Genomic DNA, 19,188 nt, shown 5'->3' with positions numbered 1-19,188 from the left:
TGTTGTTGACTCCAATCAGCCCTCGCTGTCGCCGGCCAGGCGGGCGAGGGCTTCGCGGGCACGTGTCTCGACGTCATCCAGCTCGCGTTGCATGGCGGTGAGATCGCGCAGCTGTCGCTCAAGGCCCTCACGCTTTTCGCTCAGGATGCCAAGCAGGCGGGTGAGCTGCTTCTCGCCACCGCCGTCGGCGGCGTCGTAGAGGTCGACCACTTCACGAATCTCGGCCAGCGAGAAGCCCAGTCGCTTGCCGCGCAGGGTCAGCTTGAGACGCACGCGGTCCTTGTCGCGATAGACGCGCGTCTGACCGCGTCGCTCCGGGTGCAGCAGACCTTCCTGCTCGTAGAAGCGGATGGTGCGCGTGGTCACGTCGAAATGGCGTGCCAGCTCGCCGATGCTCCAGGTGCGCTGGGTCGGACGGATGGCGTCGCTGGTGCTGGTGGTGCTCAGCAGGGACTCCACGCCGGTATCGTGTGTCGCGCCATCAGGCGTTGCCCGGGATTTGGGGTCAGGACTTGGGGTCATCATCGTATCTGTCATGGGCGCTGCCGCTCCGGATGCTGTGCGCGCCAAGGAGCGGGGAATGCTCCTTGGCGCAGTGGGTGCCAGCGGCGTCTGGCCGTGAATTTTCTACAGACTAGCATTGTTTACGTTAACGTAAAGGGTAATAGTATTTGCAGCCAACCAAGCAGATGCTAGGTTGAATCAGATCACAGTCTCGGCTTGCCGTTTTCTGCAGGACGGCCTGGTTCTGCACAACGTCTTCAGCTCTGCAAGGCGGCTCGCCTGACGACTTCGGCTCTGTTGACACACTGTCTTCCTCCCAATAACAACAGCCACAGGAATGCCACGCCATGTCTTCGACGTCTCTCACGCCCTCTACTACCGGTTCACTGGAGCTGCTGTCACGCCTGCGCGCCGTGGTCGCCGGTGACAGCGCGCCGCTGGTGCTGCCTCAGCTGATCAATGGTCACTTTGTCGAAAGTCGCGCCGATCAGCACCTGAGCGTCACCAACCCGGCCACCAACGGCGAGATCGCCCGCGCGCCCCTGTCACCGCTGAGTGAGCTGGATGAAGCGCTGGACCACGCCGAACAGGCCTTCCAGCGCTGGCGCAACACGCCGGTGCCGACCCGTGCCCGCCTGATGCTCAGCTATCAGCATCTGCTCAAGCAGCATCATGACGAGCTGGCCGAGATCATCTCCCACGAGCTGGGCAAGACCTTCGAGGACGCCAAGGGCGATGTGTGGCGCGGCATCGAGGTGGTCGAACACGCCGCCAACATTCCGAGTCTGCTGATGGGCGAGACGGTGGAGAACGTCGCCACCGGCATCGACAGCTATTCCGTGACCCAGTCGCTGGGCGTCTGCTTAGGCATCACGCCGTTCAACTTCCCCGCCATGATACCGCTGTGGATGTTCCCGCTGTCCATCGCCTGTGGCAATGCCTTCGTGCTCAAGCCGTCCGAGCAGGTGCCGCTGACCACGCTGCGGCTGGCGGAGCTGTTCATGGAAGCGGGTGCCCCCGAGGGCATCCTGACCGTGGTGCAGGGCGGGCGCGATCAGGTCAATCATCTGCTCGCCCACGAGATTCCGCGCACCGTCAGCTTCGTCGGCTCGGTGCCGGTGGGTCAGCACATCTATCGCACCGCCACTGACAACCTCAAGCGCGCCCAGTGCTTCGCCGGGGCCAAGAATCACATGGTGATCATGCCGGACGCCCCGGCGGACCAGGTCGTCAACGCGCTGGTCGGTGCCAGTGTCGGCGCGGCGGGTCAGCGTTGCATGGCGATCTCGGTGGCGGTCTTCGTCGGTGATTCGAAGGTCTTGATCGAGCGGGTGCGCGATGCGCTGGCCGAGGTGCGCCCCGGCGCCTGGGATGACAAGGGCGCCAGCTACGGGCCGCTGATCTCGCCGCAGGCGCTGGAGCGCGTGACCGGCTGGATCCAGCAGGGCGAGCAGGAAGGCGCCGAGCTGCTGCTGGATGGTCGTGGTGTCTCGGTGGCGGGCTATCCCGACGGCAACTGGCTGGGGCCGTGTCTGTTCTCCAAGGTGACGCCGGAAATGGTGCTCTATCGCGAGGAAATCTTCGGGCCGGTGCTGTGCTGCATGGAGGCGGCGGACCTGTCCGAGGCCATCGAGCTGATCAACAACAACCCCTACGGCAACGGCACCTCCATCTTCACGCGCTCCGGCGGCGCCGCGCGGCGCTTCCAGAACGAGATCGCGGTCGGTCAGGTCGGCATCAACGTGCCGATTCCGGTACCGCTGCCGTTCTTCTCCTTCACCGGCTGGCGCGGCAGCTTCTTCGGCGATCTGCATGCCTATGGCAAGCAGGCGGTGCGCTTCTATACCGAGACCAAGACGGTGACGGCGCGCTGGTTCGACGATGCGCCGGCCGAGGGCAATCAGCCCAACTTCTCGATCCAGATGCGCTGAGGGCTCTCTTTACAACACCGCTGAGGGCTCTCTTTACAAGACCGCCGAGGGCTCTCTTCACAAGACCGCTGAGGGCTCTTCAAATGCGCTGATGGCTCCTCAGATGCGCTGAGCCGCTTTGATAGGCCCGGGCGATAGACCCGGGCCGACAGAACAAGGACAACAGGAGGCAGCTGCATGAACTTTTCGCTGACCGATGACCAGCGTGCCCTCCAGGAGGGGGCGCGTGCCTTCGCGGATGCCGAGCTTGCCCCGCATGCCGCCGAGTGGGACGCCACGGCCCACTTCCCCATCGAGACACTTCGCAAGGCGGGCGAGGCCGGCTTCATGGGGCTTTACGTCCCCGAGGAGCATGGCGGCCTTGGCCTGCCGCGCCTCGACAGCTCCATCATTCTCGAGCAGCTGGCGACCGGCTGCATCTCGACCACCGCCTACATCACCATCCACAACATGGTGGGCTGGATGATCGCCAGTTTCGCCACGGACAGCTGCCGCGAGCAGTGGGTGCCGGCGATGGTGGCGGGCGACAAGCTCGGCTCCTACTGCCTGACCGAGCCGGGCAGCGGCAGTGATGCCGCCAGCCTGCGCACCCGCGCCGAGCGTGAGGGCGATGACTACTATCTGAGTGGCTCCAAGATGTTCATCTCCGGTGCCGGCGCCACGGACGTGCTGGTGGTGATGGCGCGCACCGGCGAGCCGGACAGCGGCGCGGCGGGTATCTCGGCCTTCGTGGTGCCGGCTGACGCCGAGGGCATCAGCTACGGCAAGAAGGAAGACAAGATGGGCTGGAACAGCCAGCCGACCCGGCTGGTGAGTTTCGATCGCGTGCGGGTTGCGGCGGCCAATCGTCTGGGCGAGGAGGGCGAGGGCTTCCGCTTCGCGATGAAGGCGCTGGATGGCGGACGCATCAACATCGCCACCTGCTCACTGGGCGCGGCCCAGAAAGCCTTGGAGCTGTCGCGGGATTATCTCGGCGAGCGCAAGCAGTTCGGGCGCGAGCTGGCCCAGTTCCAGGCCCTGCAGTTCAAGCTGGCCGACATGGCCACCGAACTGACCGCGGCGCGCACCCTGGTGCGGCTGGCGGCCTTCAAGCTCGATGAAGGCGACGCCGAGGCCAGCGCCCACTGTGCGATGGCCAAGCGCTTCGCCACCGACATGGGCTTCGAGGTCTGCAATCAGGCACTCCAGCTGCATGGCGGCTACGGTTATATCCGCGAGTACCCGTTGGAGCGACTGGTGCGTGACACCCGTGTGCACCAGATTCTGGAAGGCACCAACGAGATCATGCGTCTGATCATCGCGCGCCGACTTCTGACGCCGGGCATGATCGAGTCGCTGGCGTAACGCCGCCTCCACCTCAATTCGTCATTGGTTACCATCTTTCAGGGAGTTACATGATGTCATCCAGTCAAGGGCCATGCCTCGTTCTCGAGAAGGATCGTCATATCGCCCGGGTCACCATCAACAACCCGCCGGCCAACACCTGGACGGAAGCGTCCTTGATCGAGCTGGAGCAGCTGCTCGACGAGCTGGAGGGCGATGGCAGCATAAGTGCGGTGGTGATCACCGGTGAGGGCGACAAGTTCTTCTCCGCCGGCGCCGATCTCAAGACCTTCGCCGATGGTGACAAGGGTGTCGCCGCCACCATGGCGCGTCGCTTCGGGCTGGCCTTCGAGCGGCTGGCCAACTTCCCGGGCGTGACGATCGCCGCCGTCAACGGCTACGCGATGGGCGGCGGGCTCGAGTGCGCGCTGGCCTGTGACATGCGTATCGTCGAACGTCAGGCCAGGCTGGCGCTGCCGGAGGCCAAGGTGGGGCTGTTGCCGTGTGCGGGCGGCACCCAGCACCTGCCGTGGCTGGTCGGCGAAGGCTGGGCCAAGCGCATGATCCTGTGTGGTGAACAGGTAGACGCCGAAACCGCCGGTCGCATCGGGCTGGCGGAAGAGGTTGTCGAGACCGGCCAGAGCTTCGAGCGCGCGCTGGCGATCGCCGAGAGCGTCGCCAACCAGAGCCCGAGCGCGGTGGCGCGCTGCAAGACGTTGATCATGTCGTCGCGCCATCGCGGCATGAGCGATGGCCTGCGCATGGAGCGCGAGCTGTTCGTCGAGCTGTTCGATGACCCCAACCAGAAGGAAGGCGTGAGCGCCTTCCTCGAGAAGCGCGCCCCGCAGTGGGTTTCGCGTCAGGAAGAGGTGAAGGGAGGAGGGCGCTCATGAGCCAGATAGAAGGTGTCACCGCCAAGGCCGCGACCGATGTCGAGGCGCCCGTGGTGTTCGAGACGCGTCGCGCCCGTGACGGCAAGCAGCTGGGAATCGTGCGCCTGAACGCGCCGCGTTCGCTGAATGCGCTGTCGCTGGCCATGATCGAGCGCATCGAGGCGCAGCTGGATGCCTGGGAGCTGGACAGCAGCATCGCCATGGTGTGGCTGGAAGGTGCCGGCGAGCGTGCGCTGTGTGCCGGTGGCGATATCGTGGCGCTCTATCAGGCGATGACCACGGCGCCTGCCAGCGAAGGCGCAGACCCCCTCGAGGCGCTGGATGATTTCTTCGCCACCCGCTACTTCACCGCCGAATACCGTCTCGATCACCGCCTGCATACCTTCCCCAAGCCGCTGCTGGTGTGGGGTGGCGGCATCGTGATGGGCGGCGGCATGGGGCTGTTCGCCGGCGGCTGTGAGCGCGTGGTCACCGAGAGTTCGCGACTGGCGATGCCGGAAGTCAGCATCGGCCTGTATCCGGATGTCGGTGCCAGCTGGCTGCTCAATCGCCTGCCGCGTGGCATCGGAGAATATCTCGGCGCGACCGGTGCGCAGCTGAATGCCCGCGATGCGCTGGATCTGGGGCTTGCGACACGCCTGATTCCCGATGAACAGCGCGAGGCGCTCAAGCAGGCGCTGTGCGAGGGTGAATTCGGCCGTCACCCGTCGCGTCATCTGAGCCAGGTGCTGAGCGAGTTCGAGCGCCGTGAACTGGCGCCGCCGGGGCAGGTGCTGCCGCTCTTCGATCATCTTCAGCAGCTGGTCGCCGGGCGCGAAGTGCTGAAGGCCTGCCAGCGAATCATCGATGATCCCCAGGCACGCAGTGACTGCAATGCGTGGCTGAATGCCAACCGCGAGCGTCTGCTGGCCGGCTGCCCCAGTTCACCGCATCTGGTATTTCGCATGCTGGGGCGCCATCGCCACTCCTCGCTGGCGGAAGCCTTCCGCGACGAGCTGACCCTGTCGGTGCGCTGCTGCATGGGCACCGAGCTTGCCGAAGGGGTGCGCGCCCTGCTGATCGACAAGGACAAGCAGCCGCAGTGGGCCTATGCCTCGATTGCCCAGGTCTCCGAGGAATACATCGACGGCTTCTTCGCGCCGCTGTGGGAAGAGGATGAGCATCCGCTGATGGACCTCTGAACGCGCTTTTCAGTACAGGCGGCAGGCGCGGCCATGCCGCCGGACGCCAATGACAACAAGAATCTGTTCACAAGGAAGCATTGCCATGACATCCATCGGTTTCATCGGACTCGGCAACATGGGCGGGCCCATGGCGCTCAATCTGGTCAAGGCTGGCCATGCGGTAAGGGTCTTCGATCTGGTCGAGTCGGCCATGAGCGAGCTGGTCGAGGCGGGCGCCACCCGTGCGGCATCTCCCGGAGAGGTCGTCGAGGGTGTCGAGGTGTTGATCAGCATGCTGCCGGCCGGTCAGCACGTACGAAAGCTCTATCTCGGTGACAAGGAAGACGGTGCGGGTGGCCTCCTGGCCGCGCTCGACGCCTCGGTACTGGTGATCGACGCCTCGACCATCGCACCGGATGACGCCCGTCTGGTCGCGCGCCACGCCGCCGAGCGTGGCATCACCTTCATGGATGCCCCGGTGTCCGGCGGGGTCGGTGGCGCGCGTGCCGGCACGCTGAGCTTCATCGTCGGCGGCGAGGCCGACGGCTATGCGCGTGCCGAGCCGCTGCTGGAAGTGATGGGCAAGAATCTGTTCCACGCAGGCCCGGCCGGCAGCGGTCAGGTCGCCAAGATCTGCAACAACATGCTGCTGGGCATCCTGATGAGCGGCACCGCCGAGGCGCTGGCGCTGGGGGTCAAGAACGGGCTGGACCCGGCCGTGCTCTCGGAGGTGATGAAGCAGTCATCCGGCGGCAACTGGGCGCTCAACGTCTACAATCCCTGGCCCGGCGTGATGGAAGCCGCACCGGCCTCCAATGATTATCAGGGCGGTTTCCTGGTCGATCTGATGACCAAGGATCTTGGTCTTGCCTGGGAGATGGCGCTGGGCTCGAAATCGGCGGTGCCAATGGGCTCCCAGGCGCGTAATCTTTTCGTCCAGCATGCCGCCCAGGGCGCAGGACGCCTCGATTTCTCGAGCATCCAGCGCTTCTATCGCTGCGGCGAGGCGGATACGTGAGCTGTCACGCCGTCAGCCGCTGACATGCACCCCGAGGACAACATCATCTGCAAGGAGCACCCCATGATTCGACCGGTCAGTGAGCTGGTGGCCGCCGCCGAGACGGAGATCGAGACCCTGTCGCCCCGCGAGCTGCGCGAGGCGCTGGAAGAGGCCCGCGCCGGCGGCACGCCGCTGACGCTGGTGGACATCCGCGATGTGCGTGAGCTGGAGCGCGAAGGGCGCATCCCCGGCGCCATCCATGCGCCGCGCGGCATGCTGGAGTTCTGGGTCGACCCGGCCTCGCCCTATCACCGTGCCGACTTCGCGCGCGAAGGGCGCTATGTGCTGTTCTGTGCCGGCGGGCTGCGCTCGGCGCTGGCCACCAAGTCGCTCAAGGACATGGGCTTCGGGCCGGTGGCCCATCTGGGGGGCGGCTTCGCGGCCTGGCGTGAGGCCGGCGGAGAGGTCGTCTCGCCCTTCATGCAGGGCAACTGACGCAGCGCGGGGAGGCTCGGCGCGGTCCAGCGTTGCCCCTCACCTGACACGCTGATGCTTTACACTGTTCGACCCCGCTGGCACCTCGCCGGTCGGGGTCGTTTTCTGTCCGGAGCCTGTATGTCTGACCCTGATACCCCTGCCACCCCCAAGCGTGCCTCGTCTCGGCGTGGCACGCGTGATCTGGTGCGCGACCCGATCGCCTCGACGCTGGCGCGCATGACGGGGCCGGTGATCGGCGGCATCGTCACCATGATGCTGTTCAACCTGGTGGATGCCTGGTTCATCGCCCAGCTGGGCACGCCGGAGCTGGCGGCGGTGACCATGACCTTCCCGGTCACCTTCGGCGTGATCAGCATCGCCATCGGGCTGTCCATCGGCACCACCGCGGTGGTGGGGCGGCGGCTGGGGCGAGGCGAGCTCGAGACCGTCAAGGCGCGTACCACGGATTCCAGCCTGCTGGGGCTGCTGCTGGGGCTGGTGATGCTGGTGCTGGGGCTTGCCAGCATCGAGCCGCTGTTCGGGCTGCTGGGGGCCGATGACACCCTGATGCCGCATATCCGCGACTACATGCAGGTGTGGTATTTCGGCGCGCCCTTCGTGTTGCTGCCGCGTGTGCTGGGCAGCGTGCTGCGCGCCGAGGGCAATACGCTGGTGCCCTCGCTGGTGATGGCGGCGGCGGGGGTGCTCAATGCGCTGCTCGACCCGCTGCTGATCTTCGGCATCGGTGACTGGCAGGGCATGGGCGTGGCGGGCGCGGCGCTGGCCACGGTGCTGTCATGGCTGGCGATGACGCTGGGCTTGCTGGCATTGCCACTGCTGCGCGCACGGCTCGATTTTCGTCACCTGAGCGTGACGCGGCTGGTGACGTCATGGCGCGAGGTCGGGGCGATCGGCCTGCCTGCCGCGCTGACCAGCGTGATGACGCCGATTGCCACCGCGCTGGTCACGCGTATCGTCAGTCAGCATGGTCACGCGGCGGTGGCGGCGTACGGCATCGGCTCACGCATCGAGTCGCTGGCGCTGATTCTGGTGCTGGCGCTGTCCATGACGCTGTCGCCCTTCATCAGCCAGAACGACGGTGCCGGGCAGCAGAAGCGTGTATGGCGCGCCATACACGGCGTGCTGGCCTTCATTCTCGTCTGGCAGCTGGTCGTCTGGTTGGGGCTCGGGCTGGGCAGCGAGTGGATCGCGGCGCGTTTCGCCGAGAGCCGGGAGGTCGCGGGGCTGGTCAGCACCTATCTGTGGCTGATACCCGCCGCCCTCGGAGCACAGGGCGTGATCATTCTCGCCAATTCCAGCCTCAATGCGCTGCACAAGCCGCGCCGCGCGATGATGCTCTCGCTGGTGCGTCTGTTCGCCTTGCTGGTGCCGCTGGCCTGGCTGGGCGGTGCCCTGTATGGCGTGATCGGCATCTTTGCCGGGGTAGCGACAAGCTATCTGTTGATGGGCGGCATCAGTTATCTGGCGCTGCGCTCGGTCCTCAGGCAGCGCACCTGAGCCTGGTAGCGAGAGACTGCTGTCGTGACGAAAAAAGCCGCCGTGACCCGAGAGGGTACGGCGGCTTTTTCATGTCTGGCTTTCAGCGCCTTGGGCTTTGTTTACCAGTGCCTCAGGCGGCTGCTTACCAGTGCCTCAGGCGGCTGCTTACCAGTGCCTTAGGCGTCTTCGTACTTGCACAGGTAGGCGGATTCGACCGTGGTGCGCACCTCGAAGCTCTGGTTGGCTTCGACGATAAAGCTTTCACCGGCGGCGAGCTGATACCATTCTTCCGCGCCCGGCAGCAGTACCTGCATGTCGCCGCTGATCAGGGTCATGTATTCGCGTTGGCTGGTGGCGAACACGAATTCGCCGATGGCCATCACGCCGACCGTGGCAGGAAGGTCTGCGCTCTGGAAGGCGATGGAGGCCACCTGGCCGTCGAAGTAGTGGTTGGTGTTGAACATGTGAGGATTTCCTGGGTGAGTAGCGCTGTTGTTGTGGTCGATGTCTGTCGTCGTGGTCGACGTGTGTTGTTGTGTTCGACTTGTGATGATCTGGCGTCGGGGTCAGCGCGGTGAGAAGCGGCGTGCCAGGCCGGTCTCGGCGATCATGCGTGTCGAGATCTCTTCGATCGAGAAACGCGTGGTATCGATGTAGGGCACCTTGGAGCGGCGGAAGAGTGCCTCGGTCTGCTCGACTTCCTGCAGACATTGGTCGATCGAGCAGTAGCGGCTGTTGGGGCGACGCTCGGTGCGGATGGCGGCCAGACGGCGCGGGTCGATGGTCAGCCCGAACAGCTTGTGACGATATTGCGCCAGTGAGGCGGGCATCTTGAGGGTGCCGGACTCGTCCAGGTCATCCTCGGTCAGAGGGTAGTTGGCCGCGCGGATACCGAACTGCAGCGCCAGATACAGCGAGGTCGGCGTCTTGCCGCAGCGTGAGACGCCGATGAGGATGACGTCGGCCTTGTCATATTGATGCGTGCGCGCGCCATCATCGTTGTCGAGGGCGAAATGCACGGAATCGATGCGATTCATGTAGACGTCGTCCTGCCCGATGGAGTGGGTCTTGCCGACGCTGTAGGACGAGTGGGTGTCCAGTTCCTCTTCCAGCGGCTTGAGGAAGGTCGAGAAGATGTCGACCTTGAAGCCGGAGGATTCGGAGATGATGTCGCGGATGTTCTGGTCGACGATGGTGTCGATGATGATCGGGCGCTCGCCGTCATTGGCATGCGCGCTCTCGATGGCCTTGACCAGTGCCGTCGCCTTTTCGGCCGAATCGATGTAGGGCTTGGTCACCATGCGGATGTCGGTATTCTCGAACTGGGCGAGCAGGCTGCGTCCCAGTGTCTCGGCGGTGATGCCGGTGCCATCGGAAATGAAGAAGGCGGTTCGGGTCATGACGGGCACTCGTGAAGAACGAATCGAAGACACCAGCCCGCTCAGGCTGTTGCCCCGTGAAGACCCCAAGTGTCGGTGTTCACTGTCGAGCTTGCAATATCCGGCACAGGGCCAGTGGCGCGATATGAGAAATCCCGTGTTCCCGTTCTCTACAAAAGCGCCTCATGACTACATTCCTGTAGCGGCCGTTCCTGGCTTGTCGACATGTTCGCCGACGATGGCGACAGAACGTCTGAAACAGGCTCAGGGTTGTAGTCCTCCTCCATTGACTAGCCGGTTAGACCAATGGCTAATACTAGAGAGAGCTTGTTAGGGTGGCGTCATTGCTGAACGGAAGGCGGTTCATCGTCCTCCATCGGTCATTCGTTTCCATCCATTGGTACCAGGGGGTTCCCTTGTCACAGCAAGCCACATCCGAATACGTCGTCGATTTCGATCAGCTCGGCATGAACGATGTTGATCGCGTTGGCGGCAAGAACGCCTCGCTCGGTGAGATGATCTCCAATCTGGCCGATGCCGGTGTCACCGTGCCCGGCGGCTTTGCGACTACCTCCTATGCCTATCGCGAATTCCTAGCCCACGAAGGCCTCGACAAGCGTATCAATGCCGCCCTCGATGCCCTCGATGTGGACGACGTGGTCGAACTGGCGCGCGTCGGTGCCGAGATTCGTCAGTGGATCATCGACACGCCGCTGCCGCCGGCCTTCGAGGCCGAGATGGAACGTGCCTATGCTGAGCTTCAGGCCAGGCACCCGAACCTGAAGGTCGCCGTGCGCTCCTCCGCTACCGCGGAAGACCTGCCCGACGCCTCCTTCGCCGGTCAGCAGGAAACCTTCCTCAACATCGAAGGCTTCGACAACATCAAGCGCGCGGTTCACGAGGTGTTCGCGTCACTGTTCAACGACCGCGCCATTTCCTACCGCGTGCACAAGGGCTTCGATCACTCACTGGTCGCGCTGTCTGCCGGCGTACAGAAGATGGTGCGTTCCGAGACGGCCGCTTCTGGCGTGATGTTCACCCTGGACACCGAATCCGGCTACCGCGACGCCGTCTTCGTCACCGGCTCCTGGGGCCTGGGCGAGACCGTGGTGCAGGGCGCGGTCAATCCTGACGAGTTCTACGTCCACAAGACCACGCTGGCCGCTGGCCGCCCGGCGGTACTGCGCCGCAACCTGGGCTCCAAGCTGATCAAGATGGTCTACACCGACGACACCAGTGCGGGTCGCTCCGTCGAGACCGTCGACGTGCCGGTGCCGGACCGCCACCGTTTCTGCATCAGCGATGCCGATGTCGAGGCCCTGGCGCGCCAGGCCATGATCATCGAGAAGCACTACCAGCGTCCGATGGATATCGAATGGGCGCGTGATGGTGACGACGGCAAGCTCTACATCGTCCAGGCGCGTCCGGAAACGGTCGTCAGCCAGGAAGAGGGTGGCAACCTCGAGCGCTTCCAGCTGCGCGAGAAGGGCCGCACCCTGGTCACCGGGCGTGCCATCGGTCAGCGTATCGGCCAGGGCGCGGTGCGCGTGATCGACAACCCGGAACAGATGGACAAGGTGCAGGTCGGCGACGTGCTGGTCACCGACATGACCGATCCGGACTGGGAGCCAGTCATGAAGCGCGCCTCCGCCATCGTCACCAACCGTGGCGGACGTACCTGCCACGCGGCGATCATCGCGCGTGAGCTGGGCATTCCGGCCGTGGTCGGCTGTGGCGATGCGACCTCGGTGCTCGCCGAAGGCCGCGAAGTGACGGTCTCCTGCGCCGAAGGCGATACCGGTCATGTCTATGACGGTATCCTCAACTTCGATCGCACCGTCACCAGCGTCAACGAGATGCCGGAGATTCCGTTCAAGATCATGATGAACGTCGGCAACCCGGACCGCGCCTTCAGCTTCTCGCGTCTGCCGAATGCCGGCGTGGGCCTGGCGCGTCTCGAGTTCATCATCAACCGCATGATCGGCGTGCACCCCAAGGCGCTGCTCGACTACGCCACCCTGCCCATCGATCTGCAGCAGACCATCGATGCGCGCACCGCCGGCTACGCAAGCCCGGTCGACTTCTACGTCGACAAGCTGGTCGAGGGCATCTCCACCCTGGCGGCCGCCTTCCATCCGCAGAAGGTCATCGTGCGCATGTCGGACTTCAAGTCCAACGAGTACGAGAACCTGATCGGCGGCAAGATGTACGAGCCGGGCGAAGAGAACCCGATGCTGGGCTTCCGTGGCGCCTCGCGCTACGTGTCTGACACCTTCCGCGACTGCTTCGATCTGGAATGCCGTGCCCTCAAGCGCGTGCGTGACGAGATGGGGCTGACCAACGTCGAGATCATGGTGCCCTTCGTGCGCACCACCGGCGAGGCGGAGCAGGTCATCAAGCTGCTGGGCGAGAATGGTCTGGTACGTGGCGAGAACGGCCTGCGCGTCATCATGATGTGCGAGCTGCCGACCAACGCGCTGCTGGCGGATCAGTTCCTCGAGCACTTCGATGGCTTCTCTATCGGGTCCAACGACCTGACCCAGCTGACCCTGGGGCTGGATCGCGACTCCGGCATCGTCGCTCACCTCTTCGATGAGCGTAATCCGGCGGTCAAGCAGCTGATGTCGATGGCGATCCGTGCCTGCAAGGCGCAGGGCAAGTACGTCGGCATCTGTGGTCAGGGCCCGTCGGACCATCCGGAGCTGGCCAAGTGGCTGATGGAAGAGGGCATCGACAGCGTCTCCCTCAACCCGGATTCCGTGCTGGAAACCTGGTTCATGCTGGCGGACAAGGAGCTGGTGTAACCCAGGCTTCCCAGGATGGTGACCTGACGCGCTGAGGCGCAGACGGTCGTTGTCACCCAGGGCGCCCATCGCACTCAATGTGCGGTGGGCGCTTTTCGTTTCGTGCCTGAAACCTGAATGATTGGTCAGCTCAAGCATTAGACCAATGGGGGAGAAAGCAGCACAAAGACGTCAGTTGGTAACAAATGGCAACAAAATGATCTCGCTTGCGCGACTAAATGATTATCTTTCTACCTTATGTAAAAAAGGCAGTCATTTATAATCCCAGCCACCCCGCTGACCACAATATCCATGGTGGCAATGAATCCATGGTGACTATGACGGCAGGCCTCACCGGTAGCCAGCACTGCGGTGGCACGCAACAACCGACCTTTCAGACACAATCCAAGGTAGTCGTAACGTGAAACAGTCTTTATGGAAAAACATCGGCGTCCAGGTAGTCATCGCCATGATCCTGGGTGCAGGTGTCGGGGCGTACATGGGCGAAGACGCCTCGATGTTCGCGCCACTGGGTGAGCTGTTCATTCACCTGATCAAGATGCTGGTCGTGCCGCTGATCGCGGTCTCCATCGTGTCGGGAGCCGCCAATCTGGGCGACAGCCCTTCTGCCGGCAAGATCGGTATCTCCACCTTCGCCTTCTTCATGCTGACCTCTGCCGTGGCCGTGATGCTGGCGCTGGTGATGGGGCATGTCTTCCAGCCGGGCAGCGGAGTGGACCTGGAAAGCGCCAAGGGCATGTTCTCCAATGCCTACGCTGACAAGGGCAGCGTGCCGGGCGTGATGGACACCATTCTGGGCATGGTGCCGACCAATATCTTCGGTGCACTTACCGATGCCAATATCCTGCAGATTCTGGTGTTCTGCCTGTTCCTCGGCATTGGCCTGTCCAAGACCGGTGAGCGTGGCAAGCCGCTGATCGAAGGCCTGAACACTGTCATCGAAGCCTTCGTGTGGATGATCAACGTGGTGATGCTGATCGCGCCGATCGGCGTCTTCGGCCTGATGGCGGACGCCGTCGGCACCTTCGGCTTCGATGTACTGACGCTGGTGATGAAGCTGTTCCTCGTCTACATGGGCGCCATCCTCATCTACGGCTTCGTGTTCTACCCGCTGGTGGTCAAGTTCGGCTCTGACGTGCCGCTGGGTCGCTTCATGTCCGCGATGAAGAAGCCGCAGGCCGTCGCGCTGTCCACGGCGTCCTCCATGGCGACCCTGCCGGTCAACATGGAAGTCTGCGAGAAGGAGCTGGGCCTCAAGAACGCCACCTCTGCCTTCGTGCTGCCGCTGGGCGCGACCATCAACATGAGCGGCAATGCCATCTATTACGGGCTGGTGGCGATGTTCTTCGCCCAGGTCTTCAATGTCGACCTCGGCTTCTCCGCCTACGCCGCCATCGTGTTCACCGCGACTCTGGGTGCCATCGGTCAGGCCGGTGTGCCGGGGCCGTCGTTCCTGGTGGTCGCTGTGCTGCTGGCTGCCGGTATTCCCATCGAAGGCCTGCCGTTGCTGTTCGCGCTGGATCGTATCTTCGACATGACGCGCACCGCGCTCAACATCACCGGTGACGCTGCCTGCGCCGCCGTGGTGGACTGCTTCGCACGTGCCGACGATGCGGCTGCGGCCTCTCAGGCCAGTGCTCAGGCCGGCTCACAGACCGCTGAGCCTGCCAGCACTCGCTGAGTCCGCGACTTTGAACGCGAAACGCCCCCGCAACCTGCCTGGTTGCGGGGGCGTTTTCATTGCGGCGTGCACCGCGGCGCGAGACGGCGACTCAGGGAGTCGGCTGGGTACGGATCAACGCTTCCTTGGCGGTGATGACGCCATTGTTGTCGGCGTAGAGATAGTCGCCCGGCACGATGGTGACGCCGGCGAAGGTGACCGGGATATCGCGCTGGCCTTCGCCGCGCTTGATGCTGGGGCGTGGGTAGCAGCCCAATGCCTGCACGCCGAGATTGGTGGCGTGGATCTCATCCACATCGCGGATGCAGCCATACATGATCACGCCGGCCCAGCCGCTCTTGGCGGCCTGCTCGGCGAGCATGTCGCCCAGCATGGCGCAGCGCATCGAGCCGCCGGCATCGACGACCAGGACGCGGCCTGCGCCGGGTTCCGCGACGGCTTCCTTGACCAGCGAGTTGTCCTCGAAGCACTTGATGGTCACGACTTCGCCGCCGAAGGACTCGACGCCGCCGTAGTTGATGAACAGTGGCTCGAGCACCTGCACGTCGGGGAACTCATCGCAGAGGTCGGGGGTGGAGATGGGATGCGTCATGTCGGATTCCTTGTGCTGGGCGGCCGGGGCAGGCCGCTTGAGGGACGGAGCGCTTTGATTGCTGCAATGCCACAACTCCGAGAATGCCCGATACGCCAAGGCTTTGCATCTCTGCGAAGGGCTAAGCGGGCCTCGGGCACTCGCAAGCGGGGGGAGCGGGAAGGTCACGAGGACATGTTGCCGGCTTGCGACGTCACAAGTAGTCAAAACGCCACTCTTGAAACACTGTTCTATATCTACCACGATGCTCCTGCAACCCATGACAGGCGCGGTCTTGCCGTCAGTACCTGGCCGGCAGCTGCCTGTGCCGCCCATTGGATCAAGGAGCAATACATGAGCAAGTCACGTCTTCTGGCCGCCCCGTTGGCTACCGTTTCCTTCGCCGCTCTCGCTCTGGCGCTCAGTGGTCATGCTCAGGCGGCTGGCAATGCCAGCGAAGGGCTCTACATCGGTGCCGGTACCGGCTTCTCCAGCCTTGAGAACGATGATTCCGATGAGGCCGGTGACTTCATCGAATCCGGCAGCGATGACTTCGATGTGGATGATGACGACAACGTCTACAAGGCCTTCGTGGGCTATCAGTACAATCCGTACTTCGCCACTGAGGCCTTCTACACCGACCTGGGGACTGTCCAGCTCAAGGGCAATGACTTCAGCAATACCGATCTCGAGTCCAAGGCCTACGGTGTCAACGTGGTGGGTATCCTGCCCCTCGGGCAGTACTTCTCGCTGTTCGCCAAGGCGGGGATGGCCAAGTGGGAAACCGATGTCGATGGCAATCTGGGCAATTCCAGCGTCGATCTGAAGGACAACGACGGCTTTGATCCGGTCTATGGTGCCGGTGCACAGGTCAATCTGGACCCGTTCCTGATTCGTGCCGAGTACGAGCGCTATGACTTCGACAGCGATTATCAGGTGGATGCCTTCACCGCCTCGGTCGGCTACAAGTTCTGAGGCAGGGCGTTTGCACCCACCGAGCTTGTCGCAGGCATGAAAAAACGGGCCGTCCCTTGAGGGGCGGCCCGTTTCGTTGTCTGGCATGACGCCAGTTGGCATGACGCCAGTGCTGCTGTCAGAGGGGAGTCATGCAGTGGCGCATGACTCCCCGCCTGTTCAGGCTTCCTGGGTGACCGGAATCACGTTGGAAGCGGCGTTCTGGAACTCTTCGATCTCATGGAAGTTCAGGTAGCGATAGATCTCGCCCGCCATGGCATCGAATTCGCCCATGTAGCCCTGATATTCCTCGACGGTCGGCAGACGACCGACCACGGCCGCGATGGCTGCAAGCTCGGCAGACGCCAGGAAGACGTTGGCGCCGTCGCCCAGACGGTTCGGGAAGTTACGCGTGGAGGTGGACACCACGGTGGACTTGGCGGCCACACGTGCCTGGTTACCCATGCACAGTGAGCAGCCCGGCATTTCCATGCGCGCGCCGGCACGGCCGTAGATGCCGTAGTAGCCTTCCTCGGTCAGCTGGTGCTGGTCCATCTTGGTCGGCGGTGCCAGCCACAGCTTGGTCTTCAGGCTACCGGCCGGCTGCTTCTCGAGCAGCTTGCCTGCGGCGCGGAAGTGACCGATGTTGGTCATGCACGAGCCGATGAAGACTTCGTCGATCTTCTGACCGGCGACGTCGGACAGCAGACGGGCATCGTCGGGGTCGTTCGGCGCGCACAGCACCGGCTGATCGATCTCGCCGAGGTCGATCTCGATGATCTCGGCGTATTCGGCGTCCTTGTCGGCACGCATCTGGCTCGGGTTGGCCAGCCACTCTTCCATGCCGGCGATACGACGCTCGATGGTACGGGCATCGCCGTAACCGTTGGCGATCATCCACTTGAGCAGGGTGATGTTGGACTTCAGGTACTCGGTCACGCTCTCGTCGGACAGCGTGATGGTACAACCGGCGGCGGAACGCTCGGCAGAGGCGTCGGACAGCTCGAATGCCTGTTCGGCCGTCAGATCTTCCAGACCTTCGATTTCCAGAATGCGGCCAGAGAAGGCGTTCTTCTTGTTGGCCTTGTCGACGGTCAGCAGGCCCTGCTTGATGGCGTACAGCGGGATGGCGTGGACCAGGTCACGCAGGGTGATGCCCGGATGACGTTCGCCCTTGAAGCGCACCAGGATGGATTCCGGCATGTCCAACGGCATCACGCCAGTGGCGGCGGCGAAGGCCACCAGGCCAGAACCCGCCGGGAAGGAGATGCCCATCGGGAAGCGGGTGTGGGAATCACCACCGGTGCCGACGGTGTCCGGCAGCAGCATGCGGTTCAGCCACGAGTGGATGATGCCGTCGCCCGGACGCAGGGAAACGCCGCCGCGGTTCATGATGAAGTCGGGCAGGGTGTGGTGGGTCTCGACGTCGACCGGCTTCGGGTAGGCAGCGGTGTGGCAGAAGGACTGCATCACCAGGTCGGCCTGGAAACCGAGACATGCCAGATCCTTCAGCTCGTCGCGGGTCATCGGGCCAGTGGTGTCCTGGGAGCCGACGGTGGTCATCTTCGGCTCGCAGTACATGCCCGGACGCACGCCTTCCAGGTTGCAGGCCTTGCCGACCATCTTCTGTGCGAGGGTGAAGCCCTTGCCGGTGTCCTTCGGCTGCTCCGGCAGGCGGAAGACGTCAGACGCCTCCAGACCCAGCTCGGTACGCGCCTTGTCGGTCAGACCGCGACCGATGATCAGCGGGATACGGCCGCCAGCACGCACTTCGTCCAGCAGGACCTGAGTCTTGAGGGAGAAGGTGGAGATGACTTCGTCGGTGTCGTGACGGCAGACCTTGCCTTCGTACGGGTAGATGTCGATGACATCGCCCATGGCCATCTTCTCGACGTCCATCTCGATGGGCAGGGCGCCGGCATCTTCCATGGTGTTGAAGAAGATCGGGGCGATCTTGTTGCCGATGCAGAAACCGCCGGCGCGCTTGTTGGGCACGAACGGGATGTCGTCGCCGAAGAACCACAGCACGGAGTTGGTGGCGGACTTGCGTGAGGAACCGGTGCCGACCACGTCACCGACGTAGGCGACCGGGAAGCCCTTGGCCTTCACTTCCTCGATCTGGGCCAGCGGGCCGACGACGCCATCTTCCTGCGGGTTGATGCCTTCACGCGGGTTCTTGAGCATCGCGTTGGCGTGCAGCGGGATGTCCGGACGTGACCAGGCGTCAGGCGCCGGAGACAGGTCATCGGTGTTGGTCTCGCCCGGCACCTTGAAGACGGCCAGCGAGATCTTCTCGGCCAGCGCCGGCTTGGACAGGAACCATTCGGCGTCGGCCCAGGACTGCAGCACGGCCTGGGCGACGGCGTTGCCGGCCTTGGCGCGGTCAGCGACATCGTGGAAGGCGTCGAACATCAGCAGGGTGTGCTTGAGCTGTTCGCCGGCTTCCTTGGCCAGGCTTTCGTCGTCCAGCAGCTCGACCAGCGTGGCGATGTTGTAGCCGCCCTGCATGGTGCCGAGCAGCTTGACGGCATGTGTCTTGTCGATCAGCGGAGAAGCGGCTTCGCCACGTACGATGGCGGTCAGGAAGCCAGCCTTGACGTAAGCGGCTTCATCAACGCCCGGGGGAATGCGATTGGTGAACAGATCGAGGATGAACTCTTCTTCACCGGCCTGCGGATTCTTGAGCAGTTCGACCAGCTCTGCGGTCTGCTCGGCAGTCAGCGGCTTTGCCGGGATGCCCTGCTGGGCGCGTTCTTCAACCTGTTGACGGTAGGCTTCAAGCACGTGGGAGACCCTCATCTGTAATCGTGTCGAAATGCGCGGGCCAGTCGTCTTGAAGACGCAGGGCGGGGCACCTCGAGGCTTCTTGCGGGTAATTCAAGCGTCTTATTGCGAGCGAATCAGGCGCTACGGGGCGAATGCGAGTCTACTCAACTTTGTCGACAATGTTAAGGAGCGCCCAGTGGCGGGGGCTGAGACTTTGGTCGCCTATTGCGGCATAACATTCT

The 19,188-nt window shown here is 63.6% G+C and carries 15 protein-coding genes; 10 read left to right on the top strand and 5 right to left on the bottom strand.

Translation table 11 applies throughout. The features are described 5' to 3' along the window. Positions 1 to 15 precede the first annotated feature (15 nt). Positions 16 to 537, bottom strand: coding sequence for a MerR family DNA-binding transcriptional regulator (locus H2O77_RS12855; RefSeq protein WP_346428186.1), 522 nt, complete (start codon positions 535 to 537; stop codon positions 16 to 18). Positions 538 to 851: 314 nt separating this feature from the next. On the opposite strand from H2O77_RS12855, the gene H2O77_RS12850 reads away from it, so the two are divergent. The 7 genes from H2O77_RS12850 (at position 852) to H2O77_RS12820 (ending at position 8,809) form a co-directional block, all read left to right on the top strand. Beyond that, positions 852 to 2,435, top strand: a complete 1,584-nt coding sequence (locus H2O77_RS12850; protein ID WP_215823246.1) for a CoA-acylating methylmalonate-semialdehyde dehydrogenase — start codon at positions 852 to 854, stop codon at positions 2,433 to 2,435. Positions 2,436 to 2,612: 177 nt separating this feature from the next. Beyond that, a complete protein-coding gene (locus tag H2O77_RS12845; protein ID WP_043331325.1) occupies positions 2,613 to 3,779 on the top strand; it encodes an acyl-CoA dehydrogenase family protein in 1,167 nt (388 codons plus the stop codon). 53 nt (positions 3,780 to 3,832) lie between these two features. Beyond that, on the top strand, positions 3,833 to 4,651 hold the full coding sequence (locus H2O77_RS12840; RefSeq protein WP_215823245.1) for an enoyl-CoA hydratase: 819 nt from the start codon (positions 3,833 to 3,835) through the stop codon (positions 4,649 to 4,651). Further along, positions 4,648 to 5,832 (top strand): enoyl-CoA hydratase/isomerase family protein, encoded by a 1,185-nt coding sequence (locus H2O77_RS12835; protein ID WP_215823244.1) that lies wholly within the window; start codon positions 4,648 to 4,650, stop codon positions 5,830 to 5,832. The genes H2O77_RS12840 and H2O77_RS12835 overlap by 4 nt, the downstream gene beginning before the upstream one ends. 85 nt (positions 5,833 to 5,917) lie before the next feature. Further along, a complete protein-coding gene (gene mmsB, locus H2O77_RS12830; RefSeq protein WP_215823243.1) occupies positions 5,918 to 6,832 on the top strand; it encodes a 3-hydroxyisobutyrate dehydrogenase in 915 nt (304 codons plus the stop codon). A gap of 63 nt (positions 6,833 to 6,895) precedes the next feature. Then, positions 6,896 to 7,309 (top strand): rhodanese-like domain-containing protein, encoded by a 414-nt coding sequence (locus tag H2O77_RS12825; RefSeq protein WP_107336265.1) that lies wholly within the window; start codon positions 6,896 to 6,898, stop codon positions 7,307 to 7,309. A 120-nt stretch (positions 7,310 to 7,429) separates the two neighbouring features. Continuing rightward, positions 7,430 to 8,809, top strand: a complete 1,380-nt coding sequence (locus H2O77_RS12820) for an MATE family efflux transporter (RefSeq protein ID WP_215823242.1) — start codon at positions 7,430 to 7,432, stop codon at positions 8,807 to 8,809. 158 nt (positions 8,810 to 8,967) lie between these two features. Here H2O77_RS12820 and H2O77_RS12815 read toward each other — a convergent pair whose 3' ends face one another. Both H2O77_RS12815 and H2O77_RS12810 read right to left on the bottom strand, forming a co-directional pair. After that, positions 8,968 to 9,255 carry a pyrimidine/purine nucleoside phosphorylase gene (locus tag H2O77_RS12815; protein WP_043331318.1) on the bottom strand — a complete coding sequence of 96 codons (288 nt, stop codon included), beginning with the start codon at positions 9,253 to 9,255 and terminating at the stop codon, positions 8,968 to 8,970. A gap of 102 nt (positions 9,256 to 9,357) precedes the next feature. Beyond that, entirely contained in the window at positions 9,358 to 10,191 is an 834-nt protein-coding gene (locus H2O77_RS12810) for a pyruvate, water dikinase regulatory protein (protein WP_043331317.1), read from the bottom strand. 395 nt (positions 10,192 to 10,586) lie between these two features. On the opposite strand from H2O77_RS12810, the gene ppsA reads away from it, so the two are divergent. Together ppsA and H2O77_RS12800 are read left to right on the top strand one after the other, a co-directional pair. Then, positions 10,587 to 12,974, top strand: coding sequence for a phosphoenolpyruvate synthase (gene ppsA, locus H2O77_RS12805; RefSeq protein WP_043331316.1), 2,388 nt, complete (start codon positions 10,587 to 10,589; stop codon positions 12,972 to 12,974). A 400-nt stretch (positions 12,975 to 13,374) separates the two neighbouring features. Then, complete coding sequence (locus tag H2O77_RS12800) at positions 13,375 to 14,655, top strand: dicarboxylate/amino acid:cation symporter (RefSeq protein ID WP_215823241.1); 1,281 nt, start codon at positions 13,375 to 13,377, stop codon at positions 14,653 to 14,655. 91 nt (positions 14,656 to 14,746) lie between these two features. Here the strand turns inward: H2O77_RS12800 and rraA are convergent, their stop codons facing one another. Then, on the bottom strand, positions 14,747 to 15,247 hold the full coding sequence (gene rraA / locus H2O77_RS12795; protein WP_043331314.1) for a ribonuclease E activity regulator RraA: 501 nt from the start codon (positions 15,245 to 15,247) through the stop codon (positions 14,747 to 14,749). 333 nt (positions 15,248 to 15,580) lie between these two features. Here rraA and H2O77_RS12790 point away from each other — a divergent pair, with 333 nt between their 5' ends. Further along, positions 15,581 to 16,201 (top strand): porin family protein, encoded by a 621-nt coding sequence (locus H2O77_RS12790; RefSeq protein WP_215823240.1) that lies wholly within the window; start codon positions 15,581 to 15,583, stop codon positions 16,199 to 16,201. 159 nt (positions 16,202 to 16,360) lie between these two features. On the opposite strand, the gene acnB is transcribed toward H2O77_RS12790, so the two are convergent. After that, positions 16,361 to 18,964: a bifunctional aconitate hydratase 2/2-methylisocitrate dehydratase gene (acnB, locus tag H2O77_RS12785; protein WP_215824601.1), complete on the bottom strand. Its 2,604-nt coding sequence runs from the start codon at positions 18,962 to 18,964 to the stop codon at positions 16,361 to 16,363. Between the last annotated feature and the right edge of the window lie 224 nt (positions 18,965 to 19,188).

Source organism: Cobetia sp. 4B, from assembly GCF_018831605.1.
GTDB lineage: Bacteria > Pseudomonadota > Gammaproteobacteria > Pseudomonadales > Halomonadaceae > Cobetia > Cobetia amphilecti.
Note: the sequence above shows the minus strand (reverse complement) of the source record. Positions and strands in the feature narration are given on the sequence as shown.

Excerpts from the sequence above, each read along its gene's own strand:
- rraA (WP_043331314.1), bottom strand. The coding sequence starts at position 15,247 with ATGACGCATCCCATCTCCACCCCCGACCTCTGCGATGAGTTCCCCGAC.
- H2O77_RS12840 (WP_215823245.1), top strand. The coding sequence starts at position 3,833 with ATGTCATCCAGTCAAGGGCCATGCCTCGTTCTCGAGAAGGATCGTCAT.
- H2O77_RS12810 (WP_043331317.1), bottom strand. The coding sequence starts at position 10,191 with ATGACCCGAACCGCCTTCTTCATTTCCGATGGCACCGGCATCACCGCC.
- H2O77_RS12820 (WP_215823242.1), top strand. The coding sequence starts at position 7,430 with ATGTCTGACCCTGATACCCCTGCCACCCCCAAGCGTGCCTCGTCTCGG.
- H2O77_RS12845 (WP_043331325.1), top strand. The coding sequence starts at position 2,613 with ATGAACTTTTCGCTGACCGATGACCAGCGTGCCCTCCAGGAGGGGGCG.
- H2O77_RS12855 (WP_346428186.1), bottom strand. The coding sequence starts at position 537 with ATGACAGATACGATGATGACCCCAAGTCCTGACCCCAAATCCCGGGCA.
- mmsB (WP_215823243.1), top strand. The coding sequence starts at position 5,918 with ATGACATCCATCGGTTTCATCGGACTCGGCAACATGGGCGGGCCCATG.
- H2O77_RS12835 (WP_215823244.1), top strand. The coding sequence starts at position 4,648 with ATGAGCCAGATAGAAGGTGTCACCGCCAAGGCCGCGACCGATGTCGAG.
- H2O77_RS12850 (WP_215823246.1), top strand. The coding sequence starts at position 852 with ATGTCTTCGACGTCTCTCACGCCCTCTACTACCGGTTCACTGGAGCTG.
- H2O77_RS12825 (WP_107336265.1), top strand. The coding sequence starts at position 6,896 with ATGATTCGACCGGTCAGTGAGCTGGTGGCCGCCGCCGAGACGGAGATC.
- H2O77_RS12815 (WP_043331318.1), bottom strand. The coding sequence starts at position 9,255 with ATGTTCAACACCAACCACTACTTCGACGGCCAGGTGGCCTCCATCGCC.
- H2O77_RS12790 (WP_215823240.1), top strand. The coding sequence starts at position 15,581 with ATGAGCAAGTCACGTCTTCTGGCCGCCCCGTTGGCTACCGTTTCCTTC.